This window comes from Plantactinospora solaniradicis (assembly GCF_042658085.1).
In the GTDB taxonomy this organism is placed as follows: Bacteria; Actinomycetota; Actinomycetes; order Mycobacteriales; family Micromonosporaceae; genus Plantactinospora; species Plantactinospora solaniradicis.
The window spans coordinates 731994-755881 of record NZ_JBHSPR010000010.1 but is presented as its reverse complement, the minus strand read 5'-3'; the positions used below and the strand labels follow the sequence as shown (position 1 = coordinate 755881).

Genomic DNA, 23888 nt, shown 5'->3' with positions numbered 1-23888 from the left:
CCGTTCGAGGAGATCCAGATGATTTTTATTACCGCGAAGTTCCGAGTGCTGCCGGAGTACGCCGACCGGTGGCCCGAGATCGCCGACGAGTTCACCCGGGCGACTCGCGGTGAACCCGGCTGCCTGTGGTTCGACTGGTCCCGCAGCCTCGACGACCCCGAGGAGTACGTTCTGGTCGAGGCCTTCCGCGACGGTGACGCCGGTGCGGCGCACGTCCAGTCGGCGCACTTCCGGCAGGCACAGCAGACCCTGCCGCCGCACCTGGCCGAGACTCCCCGGATCGTCAACGCGACGGTTCCGCAGGACGACTGGTCGCTCCTGGGCGAGATGGCCGTACCCGAGCGGAGCTGAACCCGGCGGACCGGGATCCGGTCCGCCCGGCGGACCCGGGGCGGACCGGATCCGATCGGCGTCGACCCGGTCGTCAGCTCCGCGGCGGGTCCTCCGCCCCGATCAGGTCGTCGCCGTGGCCGTAGTAGCTCGTTCCCAGCATCGGTCCCCACTCGACGGTGAGGACCGGTGCGGGCTCGTCGGCCGGAGCGCGGAGCGGGAAGCCGGCGCGCAGCAGCGGCTGCCACTCGACGGTCAGGAAGGCGCCGCCGCTCATCGCCATGCCTCCTCGGCCACCAGCGGGTCGTTGGACAGCTCGGGCGGTACGACCTCGTCGGGCGCCAGCTTCGGCGACCGCTGCGCCGCCGGGTCGAAGACCGGGTCCGCCGGAGCCGCCCGGTGGTACTTCGGGTACCGGTCCTGGTAGTCGATGGCGGCCTGGATCAGCGCCGGTTCCGAGAAGCGCGGTCCCCAGAACGCGGCGTTGATCGGCAGCCCCTCGCCGGAGTCGTAGCCGATCGGGAACGACACCATCGGCCAGGTCAGCGCGTTCGGCAACTGGTAGAAGGTGCGGTAGTTCGGCAGTTGCGTACCGCCGAACCGTGGGCCGATCCGCCCGCCGATCGGTAGCACCAACATGAAGTCGACGCCCGCGTCGTCCAGCGCCTTCTGGTAGTTGGCCTGGAGGGTCCGCCGTCGTCGCTCACCCTCGTCGCGGACCGAGGCCGGGATGGCGCCGGCCGTGGCGGCGGCCGCCGCCAGGTCACCGAACTGCCGCCGCAGCGCCTCGGCGTTCTCCGGGTGCGACTCGGCGAACGCCTGTACGGCCTGCCAGTAGCGGATCTCGTACCGGTTCGGGCTGAGTACGGCGGTGGCCGGCGACACCGGGCTGCCGGTCGGTACGGGAAGCCGGTCCGGGGTCCGGAAGTAGGGGTCGTTGGCCGGCACGGTCACGTCGAGCCCCGGGAAGTCCTTCACCCGGGCGCCGAGCGCGACCAGTTCGGCCTTGAAGCGGGTGAAGGCGGTGCGGTGGTCGGGATCGTAGGTGTCCGCCGGTGGGGCGCCGGTGCCGCCCCGGGTCATCCAGTCGGTCTGCGGAATTCCGATGGTGATCCCGGCGAGGGGCCGGTGGCTCCGCCGGGCGGCGAACGGCAGCGCCGGGAAGGGGTTCGGGGCGGACAGCGTCAGCGGGTCGGGTGCGGGATCGGGGCCGAGGATGGCGGCCAGGACCAGGGAGGCGTCCCGGACCGAGCGGGCGATCGGCCCGAGCACGTCGTACCCGGGGGAGAGTGGCATCACCCCGGCCGTCGAGACCAGGCCCAGCGACGGCTTGATCGCGCTGGCCCCGTTGGCGGCGGCCGGCATCATGATCGAACCACCGGTCTCCTCGCCGATGGTGGCCGCGGCGAGCCGGGCGGCGGTGGCCACCCCGGAGCCCTGGCTCGAACCGCCGGGGACGTAGCGCGGGTTCCAGGCGTTGCCGGCGAAGGTGCCGGAGATGGAGCCGGAGAACGCCGAGGCGATGGTGTGGCCGATGATCACCGCACCCTGCTCGCGTAGCCGGGCCACCACCGTCGAGTCGCGGTGCGCCAGGTTCCCGGTGTACGCGTGCGTGCCGTTCTTGGCCTCCAGTCCCTTGACCCCGACCGAGTCCTTGATGCCGAAGGGGATGCCACACAGTGGTGGTACCGCCCACGACGGTTCCTTGCGCAGTCGCCGGTCGGCGGCGGCGGCCTGGGCGAGTGCGCCCGCGCGGTCGACCCGGACGAACGCGTTGTAGCCGCCGTTGTCGCCGTACGTCTCGAAGGGTCCGTTCAGTCGGTCGATGCGCTCCAGGTAGGCGCGGGTCAGGTCGACCGAGGTCAGTCGCCGGGCCCGCAGCAGGACGACCAGTTCGGCGATCTCGTAGTCCACGATCCGTGACCGGCGGGGGATCTGGCCGACCGACGGAAGGGCGTCGAGCAGTTGTCGGATCGGGTCGGAGCCGCTCGGTCCGTGCCCGGTGGCGGCGGCGGGATCGGCGACGACCAGGGTGGCCGCCGTGGCGCCGGCCACTGCGGCGCTGCCGCCGAGGAACGTGCGCCGGCTTACTCCGGAACGTGAGCCGGTATCCGGTTCGGAGGTGGTGGAGGGTGGTATGTCGATCGCATCGGCCATGGCGAAGGACTCCGGTCTGCAGATGAGGTGGGTACTGCGGAAGTGCCCGCCGACCGCCTGGCCGGTGGGTGTTCAAGATCGTTACAACGGGCCGTCTCGGCGATGTTCCGGTCCGCTTTCCACGCGGTTAACCGGCAGGCTGACCAGGATGGACGATGGTCAACTCGGCGGTTCGGCCGTCGAGGACCGCCGACCGGCATCCGAACCGGCCCGATCGCTCGGGTGCCCGGTTAGGGTGAGCGGAAATGCCCCCAATCAGATCAGTTGGGGCATATCCAGAGGAGAGCGCCGGACATCATGAAGCTTGGCCTACAGATCCCCAACCTGAGCTGGCCGGACGGGCCGGCAGGGCTCGGGCGTGACCTCGCCGCTGTCGCCCGTACGGCCGACCGGGCGGGCTTCGAGTACATCGCCCTGATGGACCACTTCTTCCAGATCCAGACCGTCGGCCCTCCCGAGGCGGAGATGCTGGAGGCGTACACCACGCTCGGCTTCCTCGCCGCGCACACGGAGCGGGCCACCCTGCTGACCCTGATCACCGGGGTACACCACCGGCCGCCGGGCCTGCTCGCGAAGATCCTGACAACGCTGGACGTGCTCTCCGGCGGACGCGCGATGCTCGGAATCGGCGCCGGCTGGAACGAGGAGGAGTCGCGCGGGCTCGGCTTCCCGTTCCCGCCGATCGCCGAGCGCTTCGAGATCCTCGAAGAGACGCTGCGGTACGTGCTCCAGATGTGGTCCGACGACGACGGGCCGTTCTCCGGCCGGCACATCCAGGCCGACCGCCTGCTCAACTCGCCGCAGCCGCTGACCCGGCCGCACCCGCCGATCATGATCGGCGGCGGCGGGGAGAAGAAGACGCTGCGGCTGGTCGCGAAGTACGCCCAGGCGTGCAACCTGTTCAACACCCCCGAACTGGAACGCAAGCTGGAGATCCTCCGGGGGCACTGCGAGCGCGAGGGCCGGAACTACGACGAGATCACCAAGACCGTCTACCAGTTCATGGACATCGGGGACAACGGTGAGAAGACGGAGGCGCTGATCGAGGAGCTGCGCCGGTTGCGCGGGCTCGGCTTCGACATGGCGATCGGCGCCGTACCGCAGCTACCTCGGCTGGACGTCCTGGAGCGGATCGGCACCGACGTCATCCCGGTCGTCAAGGCGCTCTGACCGGCCCGTACGGCGGGTCGGGCCGGGATGCTCCGGTTTCGCCACGCCGCCCGGTGCTCGGTGGCACCATCAGAGCAGAGGTGCTCGGCGGGGCGGGGCGACCGGGTGGGCGGCCGACGGACATCGCCGTGAACACGCGTTGGTCGGCGCGGTGTCCGCCGCCACGGCCCGCGGTGGCTGTCGCACGAGTCCGGAAATTACCGCCGTGGCAGGCGGTACTCGACTGTTCCGGGAGAGCGGGCCGTGGGCCGCATCCGGCGAGGTCGGGTCGGGCAGCCGGACGGGAGGGAGAGCCATGGGGGACGTTTCTACCGGCAGAACCACGAGCGGCGACGGCGCGACGACTCCAGAACTCGTGCAGCGGGCCACCGAACAGATTTCCGGGCTGCTCCGGGAGGAGATGGCGCTGGCCCGGATGGAGGTGGCCGAGAAGGGTAAACGCGCGGGCTTCGGCGCCGGCCTGTTCGGCGGCGGCGGTGCCCTGGCCTTCTATGCCGGCGGTGTGCTGGTCGCCGCCGCCGTGGTGGCGTTGAGTTATGTCATACCGGCCGCACTGGCCGCGCTCGTGGTTGGTGTCGTACTGGCGATCATCGCTGGACTGCTGGCCCTCTCCGGGAGGAAGCAGGTCGGCCGGGCGATGCCACTGACGCCGAAGTCGACGGCGGGCAGCCTGCGTGCCGACGTCGACACGGTGCGGGGCGCGGCCAAGGATCGGGGGCGGCGATGACGACGGGCGACGGCGCGGGGGACATGGACCAGACCCGCGCGGAGATCGACAAGCGGCGGGCCGAACTCGGCGAAACGGTCCAGGCCCTGGCGGCCCGGACGGACGTGCAGGCCCGCGGCCGGGAAAAGGCCGCGCAGGTCGGTAACCGTGCCCGGGAACGGTCGGCGCAGGCCACGAGCACCGTACGCGAGAAGGCCACGCAGGTGCCGAAGACGGCGGGCCAGAAGCTGATGCAGGTGCCGAAGACGGCGGGCCAAAAGGTGGTACAGCTACCGAGGAAGGCGGGTCAGATGGCGGTGAACGGTGCCAAGACGGCTGGCCAGCAGGGCGCACGCGGTGCTCAGGCGGTGGGCGCCTCGGCCAATCGGGCCGGCGGCGGAGTCCGCCGGAATCCGGTGCCGTTCGCCATCGGTGCCGTCGCGGCGATCGTCGGCGTGTCGGTGGCGCGCAGGCGTAGCCAAGCGGCCCGGGCGAAGCGCCGGACCGGTCGTTGGGACACGGATCGGCTGATCCGGATGGCCCGGCCGGTGGCGCCGTGGTGGTCCGCCGCGGCCGGCTCCGTGAAACGCCTCGCACGGTCGCGGACGCGCGGCGGTCGATGAGGAAGACGATGTCGGCCCCTCGCGGCCCCCGAGGTCCTGGCGATCGATCGAGAGTGCTGGCGTCAGGAGGCTCTGACCAGTAGGGCCGGACAACAGCCACGCTTCGGCGGCGGACCGCCGCCGGCTGGGCGCCGGGTGAACCAGTTCTGCATGCGGGCGGCGGCGGGCTCACTGTCCGCTATAGACAACCGGTACCGGCCCGATCCGATCGGGTGCAGGACAGCGGCGACGTCCCCGACGTAAAGCCGCAGGTGCTCGCTGTCCTCCCACAACACCGGGCCGGAGCCGGCCGCGCCGACGAGTCTCCGCCAGTCGCCGTCGCCGGCAGAGACGGTCAATCGCGGGCCGTACGGCCATGGCCGCCGCCATCGGGCCCCGAGCCTCCGGTTCAGGTCCTGCTGCGTTGGGGCCGGCGCGAACTCCAGGTCCGCGTGGGTCATCGCGTGCCGGAAGTACCGGCGTGCCTCGGCCAGCGCCGGCCGGCCGTCGAGCCGGGTCCCGACCTCGACCCCGGAGAACATCCCGTGTACGGCGTCGAAGTTGGCCGAGAAGAGCGCGCCGTACCGGCCGTCCGCGATCACGCCCTTGGCGTGGGTGTCCGAGTCGCCGTGGATCGTCACTCCCAACCCGGCCAGCGCCGCCGTGTCGGCCCGGTGCGCGGCGACGTTGTTCCGGGCCCGCACCAGCAGCCGTACGTCGAGGTCGTGTGCGGCCATCGCCCGGCGTAGCGGGTCCAGCAGCAGTTCCGGCCGGTCCCGGATGCCGACCAGGCTGAAGGTGGCGAGCAGCAGTTCCTCGCGGGCGCGGCCGATCACGTCGTGCAGTGCCGACAGGATGCCCAGCTCCCCGTGCGTCCCGTCGCCGTCCTCACCGCCGTACGTCCAGATCACGCCCGTACCGTCGGTAAGCGGCGGAGCGGTGGCCGGGCTCCGCCCCGGGGTACGCCGGTGCAGCGCGTACTCCGCGCCGGGCAGCGCGGCCCAGGTGCACCCGGCGAACCAGAGCCGGGTGAAGAGCCGCGCCAGCCGATCCACCTCGACCGGATTGCCGAGCAGCACCCCGTTCTCCCCGGTGGCAGGCTTGCGGGCGGTGTCGACCAGTGCGCTGGTCTCCAGGTTGGCGCTGGACACCAGTGCCACGGAGTCGTCGACGACCAGGAATTTGGCGTGGCAGCCCTCGTGCCCGCGCAGCGCGATCCCGCGCCGGGTCAGTTCGTCGAACTGCTTCTTCTGGGCCTGGACGTCGATGTCGTCGATGTCCTCCAGACTGGACAGGTCCCGGCGGAGCGAGTCCTCGGTCCACGACGTGATGACGTATACCCCGCCGTGCAGCCGGTCCACGGCGGCGAACAGCGCGTCCAGCAGTTCGCGGTCGCCGATCCGGAAGCTGGCCAGGAAGATCTTGTGCTTCGCCCCCTCGACCAGTTCGATCGCCGCTCGCCGGATCGAGGCGGCGGAGCCCCGGTAGGTGAACCGGTGCCGGTACTCCTGATCCGGATCGGGGGCGCCGGGAAACGGCGCGGCGGGCGCGTCCCGGAGCAGGTAGTACCCTTCCGGCGCGACGAGTGCACCCAGATCCAACTCGTCAGGCACGGCTGTGTCAGGCACGGCTGCGTCAGGCATAACCGAAGTCCTCCGCTTCCCGCAGCGCGTACACCAGCCCGGGGAAACCCAGCCGCCAGGCCCGCTCCCGCATCGCCCGGGTTCGCGGCACCGGCGCCGGGTCGGCTCCCGGCTGCGCGGCGGCGGTGAGCAGCTCGTCCGTCCGGATCATTTCCGTGGCGGTCGGGTCCGCGCCGCGCAGGTCGATCGCCACCTCGACGACCGCGTCCTCACCCCGGATCGCCATCCCGAGTGGCAGGGCGAGATTCCGTCCCCGGTCGGCGAGCCGCCGCGCGGCGGTCGGGGAGAGCCAGCAACTCCACCGCCCCGGGCCGGTACGTTCCGCGCGTGGTGCCGTCCGCTCGTGCCAGCCCAGCAGCCTGTCCCAGGCCCGGGCCCGGGTGGCGGGGTCGCCGAACGCGTCGACCAGGGCCAGCCAGCGACCGGCCAGCCCGTGCGCGCCGGGCAGCTCCACCGTGACCGGGTCGCGTTTCCCCTCGCCGGGCAGTGTGACGGCCGGTCGGTACCGGTCGCCGTCGCGCCGCAGCTCGCCCCGGCACCGGTACACCGGGCACCAGCCGTCCGGGCCGATCGGGGGCGATTCGGCGGGGAGTTGTGCGACTCCGGTGAGGTCGTCGGGTGCTCCGGCCAGTGTGCCGTCGCGCAGCCGGGCGGACAGGTGGTCGGCGAGCCGGGTGCCGGCCAGCCGGGGCGACACCGGCGCACTTCCGACCGAACGCGGCCGGAGCCGCTCGACCTCGCGCAGCCGGGAGGAGCGGGGATCCAGTGCGAGCAGGTCGCCGGAGAGTGGCAGCAGTACGACGTCGAGGCTGCTGAGCCGGCGCTCGTACACGGTCTGGGTACGGGCGGCCCGCTCCGCGTCCGGGGACAGCGGCACGTACCCGCCGTCGGCCGGGGCCAGCGCCCTGGCCGCGACCAGCCGCCGTGTCGCGACCGGGAGCAGCGTCGGCCCGGGCAGGTTGGTGATCTCGAAGAACTCCTCCGGGTCCGCCCGGCCGGTGGTGAGCGCCAACTCCAGGGCGAACCGTTCCAGCGGGGTCATCGAGACCGGCTCCGCCCGTTCGAACGGCACGCCGCGCCACCAGTACATCGGGACCAGCACCTCGGGCAGCACGGCGACCACCCCGTCCGGCACCTCAAGCGGTCGGTCCACCGCGTCGAACTCGATCATCCGACGCCCTTCGCGATCTCCATGTCTCCTCGCCCGCCGAGCAGCGTGAACAGGTTGCGGTAGAACTCCTCCGCCTCCGGTACGCCGTTGAGCTGGCGCAGCGTCGGTGCGTGCCCGACCAGCACCAGCCCTCTGCGCGCCCGGGTGCAGGCGACGTTGAGCCGGCGGATGTCCTGGAGCCAGCGCCCGTACCGGGCCGAGGGTCGACCCCGGCCGAGCCAGGTACGGCAGAACGACAGGAACACCAGATCGCTCTCCTGGCCCTGGATCTTGTCGATCGCGTCGATCACCTCGAAGTCGAGGACCCGGAAGTCGGTGAAGTCCGGCCCGCCGAGCCGGTGCCGGATCTCGGCCGCCTGCCGCCGGTAGAACGTCAGCACGCTCGCGGTGACCCGGTCCCCGCCGGAGCGGCGCAGTCGCCCCTCCCAGGAGCGGCACATCCGGGCGATCAGCTCCGCCTCCAGGTCGTTGACGAATCCGCTGCCGACCAGGCGTTCCTCGGCCTTGCGGCCGTACACGGAGGTGTCCACCAGCACCACCGGGGTGTTGGTGCCGCCGTACCGCAGCGGGGTCACGTCCGGCCGCTCCGGCGTCAGGTAGTCGCCGCCGTACACCGGCCCGGAGACCAGCGCCGCGATCGGTTCGATCATCCGGCGCTGGGTCCGGAGCCGCTGGCGCAACGACGCCGGCACGCGGGCCACCGACACCTCGAACAGGCTGCGCACCAGGTGGTCGAGCATCGCCCGCAGCAACGTCCGCTCGGCGTCGTCGCCGACCTCGCGCAGCCGCCGCCAGGCAGCCTCGAACGTCCCCCGGTACGGCGTGTCCCACGCACCCGAGTCGCGCAGCCGTTCCGCCGTCCGCAGCACCGTGTCGGTACGGAACCGGTGCAACTCCTCGTCCTCGGTCCAGATCGCGGCGAGCCGGTCGACCGCGGCGGGCAGGTCGGGCACGGCGCGCCGCCCGACCATGTGCAGTGCGGACAGCGCGTGCAGGTGATGCTCGTCGGCCGGCTCGACGTACGGCGGAAGCTGGTGTTCGTCCCCGACCAGCACCCACCGGCGGGCCCGGACCGCGCCGATCAGGAATTCACTGTCCACGACCCGGCTCGCCTCGTCGACGATGAGCGTGTCGAAGTCGGACTCCCCGAGATTCTTCGTGACCCCGGTGGTGGTGCAGCAGATCAGGTTCGCCGACCGTCGCAGGTCCGCGTCGACCTGATCGGCGAGCGACTCCTCGGAACCGCCCGCCAGCCCGGACAGGGCGAACCACCGCTGCTCCAGGGCGATTCGGTGCTCCCGCCGGGTCATCTCGGCGTGGAGCTGGTCCCGTCGACGCGCGAGATCCGCCTCGGATGTACCCGTCGGGTCGAGCCCGGTCAGCCCGCGTAGCCGGCCCGCCGCGCTGTCGACATCGGCCTGCGCCGCCTCGACCTTCGCCCGCCGCCGGTCGATCCTCGCCGCGTGTTCCCGGGTCCCGGCGATCCGCTCGGCCTCCAGCGCACCGATCCAGCCCTGAGCCTTGGCGAGCCGGCGGGTCCAGCCGGCCTGCTCGGACACCAGCCGGCGGTGTTCCGCCTCGCTCTGTCGATACGCCTCGGTCAGCTGTGCCACCTCGCCGGGGGCGTCGAAGAGGACCCGGAGCCAGGACCAGATCCGCCGGCCGAGTGGCACCGCCCGGAGCTGGGCGTGCAGTGCCTCGGTCCGGGCCCAGACCAGCGGGAGCGCGCCGGCCAGGTGGTGCAGCGCGGCCTCCGCCGCCTGCCGCTCGGACTCGGCCCGCGTCACGTCGACCTTCAACCGCCGCCGCCACTCCACCTGTTTCGTCGTGGCCGCCACCAGCTTCGCGGCGGTCCGTTGTCGCCGGCCGGTGGCCGCGAGGAAGGCGTCGGTCGCGTCGTGCTCGCCCCGCAACCGCTCGATCTCCGCCCGCCACCGCCCGGCCTGCGAGGTCGCCGGCCGGCGCGCCTGCCGCAGGTACGTCCGGGTCACCTGCTCGGGCAGGTACCGGCGCAGCTCCTTCGCCACCCGGGACTCGTCCCAGGAGATCCGCAGCGCCAGGATCCCGGGCTGGTCGGCGAGGCGCCGCAGCACCTCGTCGACGGCCACGTGCATCGGGGCGAGCAGCAGCACCCGTTCACCGGCCGCGACGAGTTGGCGCACCACCTCGGTGATCACGGTGGTCTTGCCGGTGCCCGGCGGGCCCTGGACGTGGTAGACGTGCGGGCTGCGGACCGCGCCGGTGACCGCGGCCCGCTGCTCGGCGCTGAGCCGGTCGTCGAGGTACGTCCGCAGCGGCGGCATCTCGACGACCGGCAGCCGCTCCGGTTCGCACAGCAGCAGTGCCAGGTGCTCCCAGTCGCCCTCGACGCGTTCCTCTAGGAACCTCGCCAGTGCGGCACTGTGCTTGCCGAGCGCGAACCGGCCCTGCTGCTCCAGCTTCAGCCGGGTCTCCGGCTCGATCGCCGTACGCGGTGCGGCCAGCGCCAGGAGCCGGTCGTCGCCGTCGGGCTCGACGGTCAGCACCCGCAGCTTCGCCTCGACGCCCGGCCCGCGCACCGTCACCGTACGTCTCTCGGCGAAGGTGCTCCGCTGGTCGAGCCGGAGCCAGAGCACCGGCTGCCCCTCCAGTTGCCCCTCGCCGACCACGATGCCGCCGCCGCGTACCGTGCCCTCCTGGGTACTCCGCTGTTCCAGCAGCTCCAACATCTGGCGCAGTGGTTGGTACCGGCGGCGGACCTGGGCGTGCAGCTCGCCTCGGGGTCGGGGCGCGGTGCCAGTGCGGGTCAGCCCCCGCCGCGTCGACTCGAGCAGCGACCGTCGTCGCCGCGCGATCCACAGCCCTTCGGCGAAGATCTCCGCCAACTCGGCGAGGTCGCAGTACTCCTCGTCCCGCTTCGGCGCCAGATGCACCAGCCAGGGGCGAACGGCCTCGGTCCGGCCCAGGCCGCGGGCCGGTTTCACCGACGTCACGTACGCCTGCGGCACCCCGCTGTTCTGCGCCGTCGCGGGGTCGGCGAAGACGTCGAACCGGGTGCCGCTCAGCCGGTAGTACGGCCCCCGGCTGCCGGCGAGCACCTCGACGGACAGGCCGGCGGCGAGGTCCGCCCCGACCTCCTCGGGATCGTGTACGGCGAGCCAGCCGGCCTTCAGCCCGTGCGACAGCCGCACCTCGGCCAGCTCCGCCGCGCACGGGGCGAAGAGATCGGGCTCGGTCGCCCGGCAGTGCTCGTCGGCCCAGGAGTTTGGGATCCGCAGTGGCTTCACGTGGGTCTCACCGGTCGTCGCGCAGGAACCGCAGCTCAGCGCAGAACTCGTCGATGTCGTCACCGTCACCGTGCAGCGCCCAGTACGCCGTGAGCAGCCCGGACGCCTCCTGGCGCAGTGACTCGGTGTGCACGTCGGCGATCGGCTCGGTGCCGTGCGCGAGCACCGACTTGTTCCGGGCCCAGGCACGGTCCCGCAGCTCGTGCAGGCGGTCCGGATCGACGAGCCGGGTCCGCCGGGCCAACTCGTCGTCGAGCGAGGCGAGCAGGATGGCGGCGGCGAACAGGGTCAGCTTGTTGGGCGGTCCGGCCGACGAGGGCGGGGTGAGGGAGCGGGACACCGCCGCGTACCCGGCCCGGACGGTGGCCGGATCGCCGATCAGGGTCCAGTCGCAGTCGTCCGGCTCGAAGCCCGGGTAGCGGTGCCGGAGCCGGGTCGTCAGACAGGCCTCGACGGTGCGGTAGAACAGCAACGCGGCGAAGTCGTGCCGCCCGAGCTGCTGGTAGTGCCGCCCGAGGACGTAGAAGCAGACCACGAAGGCGGTGGGCTCACCGGCGGCCAGCCGGCGGGCGAAGGCCAACTGCCGGTCGACGGTCGCGGCGGTGGCCGGGGTCAGCTCCCGGCGCCCCTGCCGCAGGCTCTGCTCCACTCCGGACACCGCTGACGGCAGTGCGGCCAGATCGAGGTCGCACCAGGTCCGGTACAGCTCGGCGAGAGCGCGCATCAGCCGCGCCCGGCCGGGTACCGCGATCCGCTCGGCGATCTCGTCGTACCGGCGGCGGGCCGCCTCGAACGCGCCGGACCGGAACGTCTCCAGCGCCCGCGCCAGCTCCTGCTCGCCGAAGAGGGTGGTCGGGTTCTCCAGCGCGATCAGCCGGACCTCGCCGTGCCGCAACTGCCGGGTCACCGGGTCGAACTGGTTCTCGACGTACGTCAGCCCGAGGTTGAGCTGCCAGGCGGCCAGTGCCGCCGCCGCGCTCATCACCTTTCGGCCGCCGGTGATGTCGATGACCGCGTGCCGGCCGTCCCGTCCGGCCAATTCCCGGGCGATGTTTTGGTACATGTCGAGCGGGTCGCTGGCGTCCACGAGTACGTGCCGGAAGTCCTGGAACCGCAACCGGTCCGGGGCGACCAGCCGTTGACCGATCAGGTCCACGCTGTCCGGAGCGTCCCGGGAGGTGATCACGACGAGCCGGCGCGGGCGGAGCAGTTCGTAGGTCAGCACCGTCGGGGTGGCCGCGAAGCCGCAGAGGCTGATCAGCACGTCGACCTTGCGCCGGGGCAGGTCGCTGGCGGCTCGGGCCCGCGCCACCGCGTCTACGAGGAGGTGGTCGAGGTAGTAGGCGGTGGCCTGGAGCGCCGGGCTGCCGTCGCCGTACTGCTGCTCGCCGCGCTCGATCCGTTGCATCGCCGCCACGCGTTCGGCGAAGGTTCCGGCGTGGTCTGACGGCATGCCCGACCTTATCGAACCCGACCCCTGCCCCGCTGTACCGATCGCGCGTCCGGGATTCAGTCCGTCGGCTCTGGCCGGCTCCTGGACGCGCTCGTCCGGGTTGGCCGCCCGCGCGCCGGCATGATCCCGACGGCCGGCAGGATCGCCTGGTCGACGATGGCGGCGAGGACGTCGTCGTCCGGTATCTCGCCGGTGTCCGTACTGTGCTTGAGCACCAGTGCCTCGCCGATGTCCGTCACCACCGGGGTGACCAGGGCGGGATCGAGGTGCCCCTGTGCGGCGTAGTGCCGCAGGACGGTGCTGGTGAACGTGCCGCCGCGGGCGTCGAAGACCCGGGTGTACATCGCGTCCACCAGTTCCGGGTGGCGGTGTCGCTCCATCATGATCGCCACGACGGCGGTGGCCGCCGGGGTACGGATCCAGGCGACGAGTTGCCGCAGCGCCTGGATCAGATCGCCGCGCAGGTCGTCCGCGCCCGGCGACGGGCTCTCCTGCGGATGCGCCTCGTGCAGCGCGTCGATCAGCAGCTCCCTCGGTGAGGACCAGCGCCGGTACAGCGAGGTCTTGGCGGTCGCCGCCCGCTTGGCGATGCCCTCCATGGTGAGCCCGCTCACGCCGACCTCGCCCACCTCGGCCAGCACCGCAGCGTGGATCGCCTGGACCAGGTCGTTTCCGCGTCGCCGGGTGCGTCGTTCCGCCGCCGGGCCGGGCTCTCCGTCAGTCATGCGAACTCCACACCTAAGAAACGCTTGCGTATCTTAATCCTCCGAAGGTTAGATACGCATGCGTAGCTAATCTTTGCCCCTGACTCCGAGATTGTGCCGCCGTCCGGCCACGGGCGGCGACCTGCCCGGCCCAGGGGCCCGGAAGAACGGGGTGGATCATGTCCAGACTTCCCAGTCCTGCCGACGCCGGGGCGGACGCTCCGGCCGCCCCGCCCGTCGGCGGCACCCTGACCTCGGCCGACCGCTCCCTCGCCCCCGACCTCGCCCGGGGAGCGATGTTGCTGCTCATCGCACTCGCGCACGCCCACATGTACCTGTACGGCCAGCCGACCGGCTTCCGGGGCTACGCCCTCGACGCCGGGCCGGTCGACCAGGTGGTGGCCGGCCTCCAGGTGCTGTTCGTGGACGGCCGCGCCCTCCCCATGTTCGCGGCGCTCTTCGGGTACGGGCTGGTGCGGCTGGCGGACCGGCGTGCCGCGACCGGGGCCGACTGGCCGGAGGTACGGGGACTGCTGCGCCGACGCAGCCGCTGGCTGATCGCGTTCGGCTTCGCCCACGCGCTGCTGCTGTTCTTCGGCGACATCCTGGCCACGTACGGCCTGCTCGGGCTGGTGCTGGTCGGCATGGTGCGGGCCCGGGACCGTACCCTGCTCTGGGTCGCCGGGCTCTGGACGCTGGTCTTCGCCGCGATCTCCACGATGCCCGCCCTCCAGCTCATCGAGGCGGGCTCGATGCCGCTGCCGACCAGTGTCGAGTCCCCGTTCGCCGCGATCGGCCCCCGGCTGGCGGCCTGGGCGGTGCTGGTGCCGCTGCTGGCCCTGGACGTCGTCACCCCGCTGCTGCTCGGCATCTGGGCCGCTCGGCGCCGGCTGCTCGACGACCCCGGCCGGCACCGGACCCTCCTGACCCGCACCGCAGTCGTCGGGATCGCGCTCGCGGTGCTCGGCGGCACCCCACTGGCGCTGATCGACGCCGGAGTCTGGAACGGATGGACGGCCGCCACCGCCGTGCCCGCGTACGTCCTGCACGGCCTGACCGGGATCGCCGCCGGGCTCGGCTACGCCGCACTGGTCGGGCTGATCGCGGACCACCGGGCCGCCGTACCCGGACGGATCATCACGGCGCTGGCGGCCTGCGGGCAGCGCTCGCTCACCTGCTACCTGCTCCAGTCGGTGGCCTTCGTGGCGCTCTTCGCGCCGTTCACCGCCGGGCTCGGCGGGCGGCTCACCGACGCGGGTGCCTCGGCGGTCGCGGTGGGTGTCTGGCTCGGCACCGTGCTGCTCGCGGAGTTGATGCGCCGATCCGGGCAGCGCGGCCCGGCCGAGGTGCTGCTTCGTCGGCTCAGCTACCGCACGGTCCCGGCCCGGACGCGCGGCCCCGCGGGCACCACCACCGGCCGGGACCAGGCGGGCACCACCGGCCCCGACCAGGTCACGGCGTCAGCGACCGGTAGCGCCGGCCCGGCCGACCGGCGCCGACTACTATCGTGATCTCAGCGGCCTGTGGCTGGAACAGGCGCCGACGCCCCCGCCCTCGGGTAGCCGGCCGTCCAGCCCGTCGGGGCCCGACCATTTGATCGAGGAAGGGGCCCCGGTGGCGGCCATAGAACGCACTCTTGTCCTTCTCAAGCCCGACGCGGTCGCGCGCGGGCTGACCGGCCGGCTGGTGCAGCGGTTCGAAGACGCCGGGCTCAAGATCGTCGGCGTCAAGATGAGGCACATGGACGCGGATTTCACCCGGCGGCACTACTTCGACCTGGAGGAGCGCTTCGGCAAGGACGTCTACGACGCGACCGCCACGTACATGCAGCAGGGGCCGGTCGTGGCACTCCTGCTGGAGGGCGTCGAGGCGGTGGCGAACGTCCGCCGCATGATCGGACCGACCTTCCCGGGGCAGGCCGCACCCGGCACCATCCGGGGCGACTTCGCACACATGTCGAAGGCGTACGCCGAGACGACGGGCAAGGCCATCGCCAACCTGGTCCACGCCTCCGGCAGCGTCGACGAGGCGAAGTACGAGTCCGAGCTCTGGTTCGGCGACGACGAGCAGTTCAGCTACCAGACGCTCGCCGAGCGCTACGTCTTCTGATCGGTCGACCCGGAACACCGGTCCCGACGGGTGGCGCAGACCTCCCTTCGGGACCGGGGTTCCGGACAGCCCCGGATCAGCGGGCCAGTGCCGGCGTGCTGGCCGGTGGCCTGCGGTGTCGGGTGGCCTGTTCGTAGTCATAGCCCATGGCGAGCAGGGTGGGTTCGGTGAACGGTAGTCCGAGCAGTTCGGCGCCGATCGGCATGCCGTCGGGGGTGAAGCCGGCCGGCACGGTCAACGCCGGGAAGCCGGTGTTGGCGGACATCGAACAGTTGCTTCCCGGCTGGCTCTGCGGAATCTGCACCGCCTGTTGCTTCACCGTGGGGTAGAGCACCGCGTCGAGATCGAGGCCGCTGATCAGCTCCCGCAGCGTGTTCTGCAACTCGGTACGGTTCGCCAGCCGTTGGATGTACGCGTCGGTGGGCTGGGTGCGGCCGAGCCGGTTGCGGAGCGATTCGAGCACGGTCGGGGTGACCTTGCCGGAGGTGACGATGTCGGCCAGGGTGACGGCGTTCCTCGGCTCCGCCAGCTCGGCCAGGCCCTTGGGGAACCTGATTCCGGGCTGGGCGAGGTAGCGGTTCAGGTCCCGCTCGAATTCGTCGTTGATCACGCCGGAGCCGGAGATCAGATCGAGGATCCGCTGCTGGTGGCCGACCTCCACCACGGTCGCGCCCTGGGCGGCCAGGTCGGCGGCGGCCCTGCGGATCAGATCGGTTGCCGGCTGTTCGGCCGCGGTGGTGCCGAGGTAGTCGGTGAAGAGGCCGATCCGCCTTCCGCGCAGTGCGGTGGTGCTCAGAGCGGTCGTGTAGCTCGTCGGGATCTGGCCGATCGAGGCGGCGGTGACCTGGTCTTTGTAGTCGTAGCCGACGGTGGCGTCCAGCACCAGCGCCACGTCCCTGACCGACCGGCCGATCGGGCCGCCGACGTCCTGGGTCGCCGACATCGGCGCGATGCCGTCCCGGCTCGAGAGGCCGAGACTGGGCCGCAGCCCGACCAGACTGTTGTGCGCGGCGGGGATCCGGATCGAGCCGCAGGTGTCCGAGCCCATTCCGACCGGGGCGAAACTCGCCGCGACTCCGGCACCGGTACCGCCGCTGGAGCCGCCCGGGTTCCGGGTCTGGTCGTACGGGTTGCGGGTCTGGCCACCGAGCGAGCTGATGGTGGTGATGCCGGAGGCGTACTCGTGCAGGTTCGTCTTGGCGATGATGATCGCCCCGGCGGCGCGGAGCTTCGCGATCTGGGTGGCGTCGTCGGGCGGGCGCAGCCCGGCGAGCGCCTCGGAGGCATTGGTGGTCGGCAGGTCGTGGGTGTCGTAGTTGTCCTTGACCAGGATCGGGATGCCGTGCAGCGGGCCACGTACCCGGCCCTTGCGGCGCTCGGCGTCGCGCGCCCCGGCCTCGGCCAGTGCCCCGGGGTTGACCGCGATGACCGCGTTGACCCCGGGCTGGTCACCGTACGCGTTCTCATAGGCGTCGATCCGACGCAGATACTCCCGCACCAGGTCGACCGAGCTGACCCGCCGGTTCTGGAGCAGTTGGCGTAGCTCGTCGACGCCCATGTCGACCACGTCGGCGGAGAGGCCGGGCCGGGTCGGGAAGTGCGCGGTCGCCGACGACTGGCTCGGCGCCACCAACGCACCCGCGGCCAGGCTCAGGGCGAGCAGGGACGGTAGGACGAGTCGACGGCGCCGATTGATTCGGGCTTCCTTCACGCGATCACGCTCCTGTGATGTCAGGGTGCGGGCGTGGAGCGGGCGCATCGTTGCGTCGGCGGCAGCGGCCAGCACAGCGCGAAGCTATGGAGACAAGATTCGATGATCATCACGGGCTCGTTAACCGCTGGTTACCTGGCCGGAATCACACCCGGACCGGCCAGCCGAGGCAGCGGCCCGCCGCGACGGCGCCGACCGGTCGAAGTGGACGGTGGACGCCGACGCCCGGAGCGTCCACTATGATCGATCGATGGCGATCCGCTCGGCGGGGCCTCCGCGCAGCCACGGGTACGACGGGGAGCTGGCAGGAATCCGAGCGGCTGACCGGGGTGCGCTACCCGCTGCCGTCCGGCTCGGATCACTGACGGTTCATCCGGACCTGGCTTCCCGCTCCAGCCGCTGGCTGCGCATCGCGTGTTCGAGGACGGCGATCAGCACCTTCTTGCCGGACTCCCGACTCCGGGCGTCGCAGAGCAGGACGGGGACGTCCGGGTCGAGACTGAGGGCCTGCTGTACCTCGGCGAGCTGGTACTGCCGGGCGCCGTCGAAGCAGTTCACCGCGACGATGAACGGCGTGCCGTGCTTCTCGAAGTAGTCGATCGACGGAAAGCAGTCGGCGAGCCTGCGGGTGTCGGCGAGCACCACCGCGCCCAGTGCGCCGAGGGACAGTTCGTCCCAGACGAACCAGAACCGGTCCTGGCCGGGGGTGCCGAAGAGATAGAGCACCAGGTTGTCGTTGATGCTGATCCGGCCGAAGTCCATCGCCACCGTCGTGGTGGTCTTCGCCTCGACCCCGTCGAGGTTGTCGATGCTGACGCCCTCCTCGGTCAGGAGCTCCTCGGTCCGCAGTGGCCGGGTCTCGCTGACCGCTCCGACCAGCGTGGTCTTGCCGACACCGAAGCCGCCGGCAATCAGGATCTTGACTGCGGTCGGCAGCTGGTCACTGAGCGGCCCGTCGTTCCGGCCGTCAGAGTGCTCGTAGCCCATTTATCACCTGTTCGAAGATGCCGTCATCGGTAAGGACAGGCGCCGGACGTGGCTCGATCACCCGGACGAGCCGCCGTTCGAGCAGATCGCCGAGGAGTACCCGGACGGTGCCCAGCGGAAGATCGAGGTGCGCCGCGACCTCGGCGACGGAGAGGATGCGTCGGCACAGCGCCACGATCGCCAGGTGCTCCGGGCCCAACCCGATATCCCCGGTGGAGATCGTCCGCGTGGTGCTGACCAGCGAGATCAGGTCGAACTTTCCGGTCACCGGCCGGGCGCGCCCCCGGGTCACCGCGTACGGGCGGACCACCGGACCGGCGTGATCGTCGATCCAGCGCGTTTCGTCGGACTCCTCCGGTTCAGTCGTCACGGCGGATCACTGCGGTTTGGGGGGCTGGCCGGGGCCACGGGTGTCCGAGGCGAGGTACTTACCGGCGCGGGTGACGAGCATCGCCATCTCGTACGCGATCAGGCCGACGTCCGCGTCCTCGGATGCCAGTACGGCCAGGCAGGCACCGTTGCCGGCCGCGGTCACGAATAGGAACGCCGAGCGCATCTCGATGATCGTCTGCTGCACGGGCCCGCCGCCGAACCGCTTGCCCGCCCCACGGGCCAGGCTCTGCATCCCGGACGCCACCGCCGCCAGGTGCTCGGCGTCGTCCCGGTCCAGATCCCGCGAGGCGGCCATGAGCAGCCCGTCGACGGAGAGCAGGATCGCATGCTGAGTCTGCTGCACCCGGCCGACCAGGTCGTCGAGCAACCAGGTCAGGTCGAGATTCGATGCTGTCTTCTGCACGGGGATGTCCCTTTCTGTGCCGGTGGTATCGACAGGGCTGAGCCGGGGCGGTCTCAGATGCCGGCCGGGTCAGGCGGCGAGGCCGTACCGTCCTCCGGCTGGCGTGCGGCGTCCGACCGCCCGCGCCGGGTGCCCGACTGGTAGGAACTCATCAACCGGCGGATCTGTTCGGGTGACCGGGCGGCCTCCTCGCTCACCGGCTCCGGCTCGGCCCGGGGGTCGGCGTCCCGTAGGGACGGGGCGAGATTTGCCTGCCGGACCCGGACGGGCAACCCCGACGGGGTCAGGTTCGGCGTACCGCCCGCAGCCGGCTGACCCCCGACCCCTGCGGATGGGGTCGGCTCGGCCTCCGCTGGTGCCGGCGGTGCCGGCGGTGCCCACCCGGTCGCGGCCCCCCGTTCCGGCCCCGGAGCCGTCGGTGGCCTGAGGTCCGGCTCCGGTGGGGCGTGGCCGGGTCGGACCAGCGGCTCGGCGAACGGCGCGGGGGGCGGGCCACCCCTCGGATCGCGGTACCGACCCCGATGCGGCGGGCGGCTCTCCGGATCACCACGCTCGGCGAGGCGTCGGACATCGCCACCGACCGTGCTGGGCGCCAGATGCTGGCCCGATGACGAACCCGACGGTTCGCCGTCGGCCGTACGGTCGGCTATCAGGCTCAGCGGGATGAGGACCACGGCGGTGGTGCCGCCGTAGGCGGATTCCTTCAGCCGGATCCGCACGTTGTGTCGGCGCGCGAGCCGGCTGACCACGAACAGGCCGAGTTGGGCGGTGGCGGAGAGGGTGAATTCGGGGTTGCTGGCGATCCGGTCGTTGGCGTTCGCCCGGTCCTCCGGGCTCATGCCCAGCCCTCGGTCCTCGATCTCGACGGCGTAGCCGTTGGCGACCAGCTGGCCGCTGACCTGGACGCTGGTGTGCGGCGGCGAGAAGGACAGCCCGTTCTCGATCAGCTCGGCCAGCAGGTGGATGACATCACCGACGGCACGCCCGGCGAGGTCCACCGGCCCGACCGGCAACACCGTCACCCGGGTGTAGTCCTCGACCTCGGCCGCCGCCCCGCGCAGCACGTCGACCATGGGTACGTTGCGACGCCAGGCGCGGCCGGCGGTCGAGCCGGAGAGCACGATCAGGTTTTCCGCGTTGCGCCTCATCCGGGTGGCCAGGTGGTCCACCCGGAACAGGTCCTCCAACTCCTCCGGGTTGTGCTCCCGGCGCTCCATCGTGTCGAGCAGGGTGAGCTGCCGGTGCAGCAACGCCTGGGTGCGCCGGGCCAGGCTGAGGAAGATGTCCCGGACGCTGCGGCGCAGTTCGGCCTGTCCGAACGCGGTCCGGAGCGCGGTCTCCTGCGCCGCGTTGAACGCCTGCGCCACCTGCCCGATCTCGTCCCGCCCGGCATCGAGCGGCGGCGCCTCGGACTCGATGTCCACCGTCTCACCCCGACCGAGCCGGGCGACCAGGTCGGGCAGTCGGTCGTTGGCGAGCGTGAGGGCCGCCTGCCGGAGCCGGTTGAGCTGCCGCACGATCGTCCGGGCGGTGTTCACCGAGAGGATGACGGCGATCAGACCGAGCACGGCGGCGATCAGCACCCGGACGGCGATCCCGATCGTGACCGGAATGGCCTGGGCAACGACCTCTTCGCCACCGGCGAGAACTATCTGTAGCAACTCCTGCGACGCCGGGTCCACCACCCGGTGCCAGTCGTCCGCCGAGACCGGCAGCCGGCCGCCCGGCCGGGCGCCCAGGACGATCTGGTCCTCGACGGTCAGCAGCCGGGAGTTGGCTCCCTGCTGGACGATCTCGTCGTAGCGGCTCCGGTCGATTTCGGGCAGGTCGGCGGCGGCGGTGCCGGCCATGAGGCGCCGCGCGCCCACCAGTTGGACGAACTGCGCGTGTTCCACCGGGGTGATCCGCCCGGCCGCGAAGGTGCCGGCGAGCAGCGCGTCCTCCTGGGCGATCAGCTCGCGTACCTGGTTGAGGCTGATCAGCGTGGCGGCGTACCGGTCGATCTGCCCACCGTCGAGGTCGCCGAGCGCGTCGTAGATCCGGAAGATCTGCCGGATGGCCTCGGTGAAGGCCGCCGCCGCGGCCGTACGGTCGATCCGACGGGCGTCGACCTGGTCCCGTACGGTGGCCAGCCCGTCCAGCGCGGCGATGGTCTGGGCGATCCGCCGATCCAACTCGTCGCTGCCGGCGAATCTGGCCCACCGGCCCTGCGCCGTCTTCCGGAACGCCTCCGCGTCGGCCTGTGCCTTCTGTCGTTCGGTCTCGAGGGTGGTCCGGGCCGGTGCCGTCGGGCTGCCGAGGTGTGCCAGCGAGAGCCGGCGTTCCACCTGGAGGTTCTGCACGAGGGTCTCGGTCGGGGCGTAGACCTGTGCTTCCAGGGTCTGCACCCAGACCAGGTTCAACCCGTCGCGGAGCGTGACCCATGCGCCGAACGCCCAGAGCGCGGTCAAGGTGGCCAGCAGGGCGACGACCTTGGTACGCAGACTCGAACTACGGAAGCCCATTGCACCGTCCCGTAACGGTCGAAGGCGATCATCGGCATTCGCCAGGTATGTGGCGTCGCGGCATGCCCGAGTGCTCATCCACGATCGTCGAGTACCCGGCGCACGCTAGCAGTGTCCCGGTCCGCCCCTCAACCCCGCTTTTGGCCCGAGATTGGTGGTTTCCGCCCGTCTCGGCCGGGTGGCCTGCCGGTTGTCGGTCCACAATGGATCTTGAGGTTCGTCCACCGTGTAGAGACCTTTTCCGTCGTGCGATGCGGATCGGCGGTGACCCGACAGTTGTCCGACGAATGCGGCGTGAGCATACATCGAAAACCATCGTCACCAGCCATCCGTGGTATCCGCGGCCGGGCGGGGGAGGTGAACTCCCTCCGGTATGGGTCGGCTGAGTAGCCTTTGTCGAAGCACGAACAGTGATCAGGAGCGGAGCGGATGCCCGACCAACGGCTGCACCATCATCTGGTGACCTGGCTGGGACAGTGGCCGGCCGGTACCTCACTGGACGTCGTGGGTTCCGAGCGTCGGGTCCAGCCGGGTTGGGACGGCGAACCGCATCCGGTGATCGGAATCGGCAACCGGGACGGCGTCGTGCTCTCGGTGTCGCCGGCCCGGACCGCCGCCGTACGGGCGCTTGGTCGCCGGGCGATAACGGACCTGTTGCCCGAACTGCCCGTCGCGGTGAGCCTGCCTGGTTGGTCGGGCTACCGGGCCGTCTTCCGGTACACACTCGCCCCGACCCCGTCGCCGGACATGGGCGAGTGGATCGGCGCAGACGAGCCGGCGGTCCCGGGCTGGCTGCGGCCGTTCGGTGGCGAGGTGCTGGTGATCCGCGACCACGACGGCCGCTACCTCGCCGGGGTCGGAATCAAGCGCCATGACGGGTACGGGCACGAACTGGCCGTCGGCACCGAGCCGGCCGCCCGGGGTCGGGGACTGGCCCGGCGGCTCGTCGCGCAGGCGGCCCGGCGGGTGCTGGACGAGGGGGCGGTGCCGACGTACCTGCACGCCCCGGACAACGTCGCCTCCGCCCGGGTCGCCCGGGCCGCCGGCTTCGTCGACCGGGGCTGGTCCGCCTACGGCCTGTCCAGACCGGAGCCGACCCCCGCCTCCTGAGGACCCCATCCCCGATGGCGTGGTGCGGCGAGGGTCGCCGTGATCAGGGCCGGTGCGCTGGGGGTCGGCTCGGTGCCGCGCGTCCGGTTCCCCCGATCACGGCGATCCTCGGGGACGGGGATACCGGATCAGACGCAGACCTTGCCCACTCCGACCCCGCCCGAGACCGTTCCGGGCACGCTGGCCGGCGCGTCCACGGTGTACGGGTAATAGGTGCGCGGCTCGATCACGGTCCCGGCGGTCTGCGGTGCACCGGAGTTGACGTAGAGGTTGTTCCGCTCCACCACGCGGCCGGGCCCACTCTTGTCGTATCCGACGTAGATCGGATGCGCCACGTTCTCGAAGTAGTTGCCCTCGACCATCAGGCCGGCATTCTCCGTCGACGCGATTCCGTACAGCGCGTTGTTCCGGTAATAGTTGTTGAAGACGTGTACCGGGTCGGCGAATCGTACCCGTGGGTGCCGTTGGTCCGTACTGTCGAAGAAGTTGTGGTGATAGGTGACCCGCAGTTTGCCGACGTCGGCGGTGTAGGTGTCCGAGTGGCCCACCAGCGACGACTTGCTGTGGTTGTGGAACCTGTTCCAGGACACCGTCACGAAGTCCGACTCCCGCTTGATGTCGAGCAGGCCGTCGTAGCCGTCGGACAGGTCGTTGTGGTCGATCCAGACGTGGTGCGCCTTGTTGGTGACGCTGATGGAGTCGTCCTCGGCGCCGGTGAAGCGGATGTTCCGGATGATCACGTTGTTACCCGGGCGGGTGGTGGAGCCGAGCTGGAGTCCGCCACCGGTGATCTCGGCGCTGGTGCCCACCCCCAGGATGCTCTTGTTGGCGACGACGGTGACCATGTCGTCGACCTGGATCCGTCCGGAGACCCGGATGATGTACGGCCCGGCCCGGCCGACGTAGTCCTCCAGGGCGGAGGCGGTGGTCACGGTTATCGTCGGCCCGCCCGCGCCGCCGGTGGTGCCGTTCTGGCCCAGGGCGTTGACCGAGGCGAAGCCGATCGGTGCGTCGGTGCAGGAGATGGTCGCGTCCGGCGCCGGGGCGGCCAGGCCGGACAGCCCGGCTCGGGCCGGGCCAGCGGCACCGAGCAGCGGTAACACGAGTACGCCGACCAGGCCGGCGGCGAGTGCCGAGCGTCCGGGTTCGGGCTTGGGGGACGGGGTGGCAGCGAGGCGAGGTGTCATCTGAGTCTCTGTTTCTCTGGGCGCCGCCCGCTGGCGGCAACGCGGGCGTCCGGAAACGTCTGGTTGCCCCCGCGACGTTCGGCGCGGACGTTCGCGCGGAGGAGCCTCCGCCCGGGCGGCCAGTGCGGGCGAGGCACAGAGAGGAAAGCGCTTTCCCGTACGCCACCATAGGACGGGCGCGCATGTTCGTCAATGAGTTGCCCCGAACGGCCCGGGCCGGCGCCCGCCCACCCGCTCGTCCGGTCCGGTGACAAGCCGCGGACCGTGGACCCGGGCGAGGGT

The 23888-nt window shown here is 71.5% G+C and carries 20 protein-coding genes; 7 read left to right on the top strand and 13 right to left on the bottom strand.

Features of this window, described 5'->3' with window-relative positions:
- Positions 1 to 18: 18 nt before the first annotated feature.
- Entirely contained in the window at positions 19 to 351 is a 333-nt protein-coding gene (locus ACFP2T_RS15935; protein WP_377422150.1) for a putative quinol monooxygenase, read from the top strand.
- 73 nt (positions 352 to 424) lie between these two features.
- Here the strand turns inward: ACFP2T_RS15935 and ACFP2T_RS15930 are convergent, their stop codons facing one another.
- Both ACFP2T_RS15930 and ACFP2T_RS15925 read right to left on the bottom strand, forming a co-directional pair.
- A complete protein-coding gene (locus ACFP2T_RS15930) occupies positions 425 to 607 on the bottom strand; it encodes a hypothetical protein (protein ID WP_377422148.1) in 183 nt (60 codons plus the stop codon).
- On the bottom strand, positions 604 to 2487 hold the full coding sequence (locus ACFP2T_RS15925) for an amidase (RefSeq protein WP_377422146.1): 1884 nt from the start codon (positions 2485 to 2487) through the stop codon (positions 604 to 606). The genes ACFP2T_RS15930 and ACFP2T_RS15925 overlap by 4 nt, the downstream gene beginning before the upstream one ends.
- A gap of 297 nt (positions 2488 to 2784) precedes the next feature.
- On the opposite strand from ACFP2T_RS15925, the gene ACFP2T_RS15920 reads away from it, so the two are divergent.
- The 3 genes from ACFP2T_RS15920 to ACFP2T_RS15910 all read left to right on the top strand — a co-directional run bounded on the left by ACFP2T_RS15920 (position 2785) and on the right by ACFP2T_RS15910 (position 4986).
- Positions 2785 to 3657 carry an LLM class F420-dependent oxidoreductase gene (locus ACFP2T_RS15920; protein WP_377422144.1) on the top strand — a complete coding sequence of 291 codons (873 nt, stop codon included), beginning with the start codon at positions 2785 to 2787 and terminating at the stop codon, positions 3655 to 3657.
- A gap of 295 nt (positions 3658 to 3952) precedes the next feature.
- A complete protein-coding gene (locus tag ACFP2T_RS15915; protein WP_377422142.1) occupies positions 3953 to 4384 on the top strand; it encodes a phage holin family protein in 432 nt (143 codons plus the stop codon).
- Entirely contained in the window at positions 4381 to 4986 is a 606-nt protein-coding gene (locus ACFP2T_RS15910; RefSeq protein WP_377422140.1) for a DUF3618 domain-containing protein, read from the top strand. The genes ACFP2T_RS15915 and ACFP2T_RS15910 overlap by 4 nt, the downstream gene beginning before the upstream one ends.
- A 62-nt stretch (positions 4987 to 5048) precedes the next feature.
- Here the strand turns inward: ACFP2T_RS15910 and ACFP2T_RS15905 are convergent, their stop codons facing one another.
- From ACFP2T_RS15905 to ACFP2T_RS15885, 5 genes are read right to left on the bottom strand one after another with little or no spacing between them, the layout of a single operon-like run.
- On the bottom strand, positions 5049 to 6593 hold the full coding sequence (locus ACFP2T_RS15905; protein WP_377422138.1) for a phospholipase D-like domain-containing protein: 1545 nt from the start codon (positions 6591 to 6593) through the stop codon (positions 5049 to 5051).
- A 7-nt stretch (positions 6594 to 6600) separates the two neighbouring features.
- Positions 6601 to 7779, bottom strand: coding sequence for a hypothetical protein (locus ACFP2T_RS15900; RefSeq protein ID WP_377422136.1), 1179 nt, complete (start codon positions 7777 to 7779; stop codon positions 6601 to 6603).
- Positions 7776 to 11045 carry an AAA domain-containing protein gene (locus tag ACFP2T_RS15895; RefSeq protein WP_377422134.1) on the bottom strand — a complete coding sequence of 1090 codons (3270 nt, stop codon included), beginning with the start codon at positions 11043 to 11045 and terminating at the stop codon, positions 7776 to 7778. The genes ACFP2T_RS15900 and ACFP2T_RS15895 overlap by 4 nt, the downstream gene beginning before the upstream one ends.
- Before the next feature lie 7 nt (positions 11046 to 11052).
- Entirely contained in the window at positions 11053 to 12498 is a 1446-nt protein-coding gene (locus ACFP2T_RS15890) for a TIGR02710 family CRISPR-associated CARF protein (protein ID WP_377422132.1), read from the bottom strand.
- Between the two features lie 56 nt (positions 12499 to 12554).
- On the bottom strand, positions 12555 to 13223 hold the full coding sequence (locus ACFP2T_RS15885) for a TetR/AcrR family transcriptional regulator (RefSeq protein WP_377422130.1): 669 nt from the start codon (positions 13221 to 13223) through the stop codon (positions 12555 to 12557).
- Between the two features lie 158 nt (positions 13224 to 13381).
- Here ACFP2T_RS15885 and ACFP2T_RS15880 point away from each other — a divergent pair, with 158 nt between their 5' ends.
- Positions 13382 to 14713, top strand: coding sequence for a DUF418 domain-containing protein (locus ACFP2T_RS15880; RefSeq protein ID WP_377422128.1), 1332 nt, complete (start codon positions 13382 to 13384; stop codon positions 14711 to 14713).
- Positions 14714 to 14816: 103 nt separating this feature from the next.
- On the top strand, positions 14817 to 15311 hold the full coding sequence (locus tag ACFP2T_RS15875) for a nucleoside-diphosphate kinase (RefSeq protein WP_377422126.1): 495 nt from the start codon (positions 14817 to 14819) through the stop codon (positions 15309 to 15311).
- A gap of 76 nt (positions 15312 to 15387) precedes the next feature.
- Here the strand turns inward: ACFP2T_RS15875 and ACFP2T_RS15870 are convergent, their stop codons facing one another.
- The 5 genes from ACFP2T_RS15870 to ACFP2T_RS15850 all read right to left on the bottom strand — a co-directional run bounded on the left by ACFP2T_RS15870 (position 15388) and on the right by ACFP2T_RS15850 (position 21309).
- Positions 15388 to 17022, bottom strand: a complete 1635-nt coding sequence (locus tag ACFP2T_RS15870; protein WP_377422124.1) for an amidase — start codon at positions 17020 to 17022, stop codon at positions 15388 to 15390.
- 369 nt (positions 17023 to 17391) lie between these two features.
- The gene (locus ACFP2T_RS15865; protein WP_377422123.1) at positions 17392 to 18009 is read right to left on the bottom strand and encodes a GTP-binding protein; all 618 of its coding nucleotides are present in this window, start codon (positions 18007 to 18009) and stop codon (positions 17392 to 17394) included.
- A complete protein-coding gene (locus tag ACFP2T_RS15860) occupies positions 17990 to 18379 on the bottom strand; it encodes a DUF742 domain-containing protein (protein ID WP_377422121.1) in 390 nt (129 codons plus the stop codon). The genes ACFP2T_RS15865 and ACFP2T_RS15860 overlap by 20 nt, the downstream gene beginning before the upstream one ends.
- 6 nt (positions 18380 to 18385) lie before the next feature.
- On the bottom strand, positions 18386 to 18805 hold the full coding sequence (locus ACFP2T_RS15855) for a roadblock/LC7 domain-containing protein (RefSeq protein ID WP_377422119.1): 420 nt from the start codon (positions 18803 to 18805) through the stop codon (positions 18386 to 18388).
- Positions 18806 to 18858: 53 nt separating this feature from the next.
- Entirely contained in the window at positions 18859 to 21309 is a 2451-nt protein-coding gene (locus ACFP2T_RS15850; protein ID WP_377422117.1) for a sensor histidine kinase, read from the bottom strand.
- A 429-nt stretch (positions 21310 to 21738) separates the two neighbouring features.
- Here ACFP2T_RS15850 and ACFP2T_RS15845 point away from each other — a divergent pair, with 429 nt between their 5' ends.
- Positions 21739 to 22419 (top strand): GNAT family N-acetyltransferase, encoded by a 681-nt coding sequence (locus ACFP2T_RS15845; RefSeq protein ID WP_377422115.1) that lies wholly within the window; start codon positions 21739 to 21741, stop codon positions 22417 to 22419.
- Between the two features lie 128 nt (positions 22420 to 22547).
- Here the strand turns inward: ACFP2T_RS15845 and ACFP2T_RS15840 are convergent, their stop codons facing one another.
- Positions 22548 to 23606, bottom strand: coding sequence for a pectate lyase family protein (locus ACFP2T_RS15840; protein ID WP_377422113.1), 1059 nt, complete (start codon positions 23604 to 23606; stop codon positions 22548 to 22550).
- Positions 23607 to 23888: the final 282 nt, after the last annotated feature.

Bases quoted from the DNA above. Each gene is read 5' to 3' on its own strand.
- ACFP2T_RS15885 (WP_377422130.1), bottom strand. From the start codon at position 13,223: ATGACTGACGGAGAGCCCGGCCCGGCGGCGGAACGACGCACCCGGCGA.
- ACFP2T_RS15890 (WP_377422132.1), bottom strand. From the start codon at position 12,498: ATGCCGTCAGACCACGCCGGAACCTTCGCCGAACGCGTGGCGGCGATG.
- ACFP2T_RS15840 (WP_377422113.1), bottom strand. From the start codon at position 23,606: ATGACACCTCGCCTCGCTGCCACCCCGTCCCCCAAGCCCGAACCCGGA.
- ACFP2T_RS15935 (WP_377422150.1), top strand. From the start codon at position 19: ATGATTTTTATTACCGCGAAGTTCCGAGTGCTGCCGGAGTACGCCGAC.
- ACFP2T_RS15915 (WP_377422142.1), top strand. From the start codon at position 3,953: ATGGGGGACGTTTCTACCGGCAGAACCACGAGCGGCGACGGCGCGACG.
- ACFP2T_RS15910 (WP_377422140.1), top strand. From the start codon at position 4,381: ATGACGACGGGCGACGGCGCGGGGGACATGGACCAGACCCGCGCGGAG.
- ACFP2T_RS15925 (WP_377422146.1), bottom strand. From the start codon at position 2,487: ATGGCCGATGCGATCGACATACCACCCTCCACCACCTCCGAACCGGAT.
- ACFP2T_RS15880 (WP_377422128.1), top strand. From the start codon at position 13,382: ATGTCCAGACTTCCCAGTCCTGCCGACGCCGGGGCGGACGCTCCGGCC.
- ACFP2T_RS15930 (WP_377422148.1), bottom strand. From the start codon at position 607: ATGAGCGGCGGCGCCTTCCTGACCGTCGAGTGGCAGCCGCTGCTGCGC.
- ACFP2T_RS15850 (WP_377422117.1), bottom strand. From the start codon at position 21,309: ATGGGCTTCCGTAGTTCGAGTCTGCGTACCAAGGTCGTCGCCCTGCTG.
- ACFP2T_RS15865 (WP_377422123.1), bottom strand. From the start codon at position 18,009: ATGGGCTACGAGCACTCTGACGGCCGGAACGACGGGCCGCTCAGTGAC.
- ACFP2T_RS15900 (WP_377422136.1), bottom strand. From the start codon at position 7,779: ATGATCGAGTTCGACGCGGTGGACCGACCGCTTGAGGTGCCGGACGGG.
- ACFP2T_RS15920 (WP_377422144.1), top strand. From the start codon at position 2,785: ATGAAGCTTGGCCTACAGATCCCCAACCTGAGCTGGCCGGACGGGCCG.
- ACFP2T_RS15845 (WP_377422115.1), top strand. From the start codon at position 21,739: ATGCCCGACCAACGGCTGCACCATCATCTGGTGACCTGGCTGGGACAG.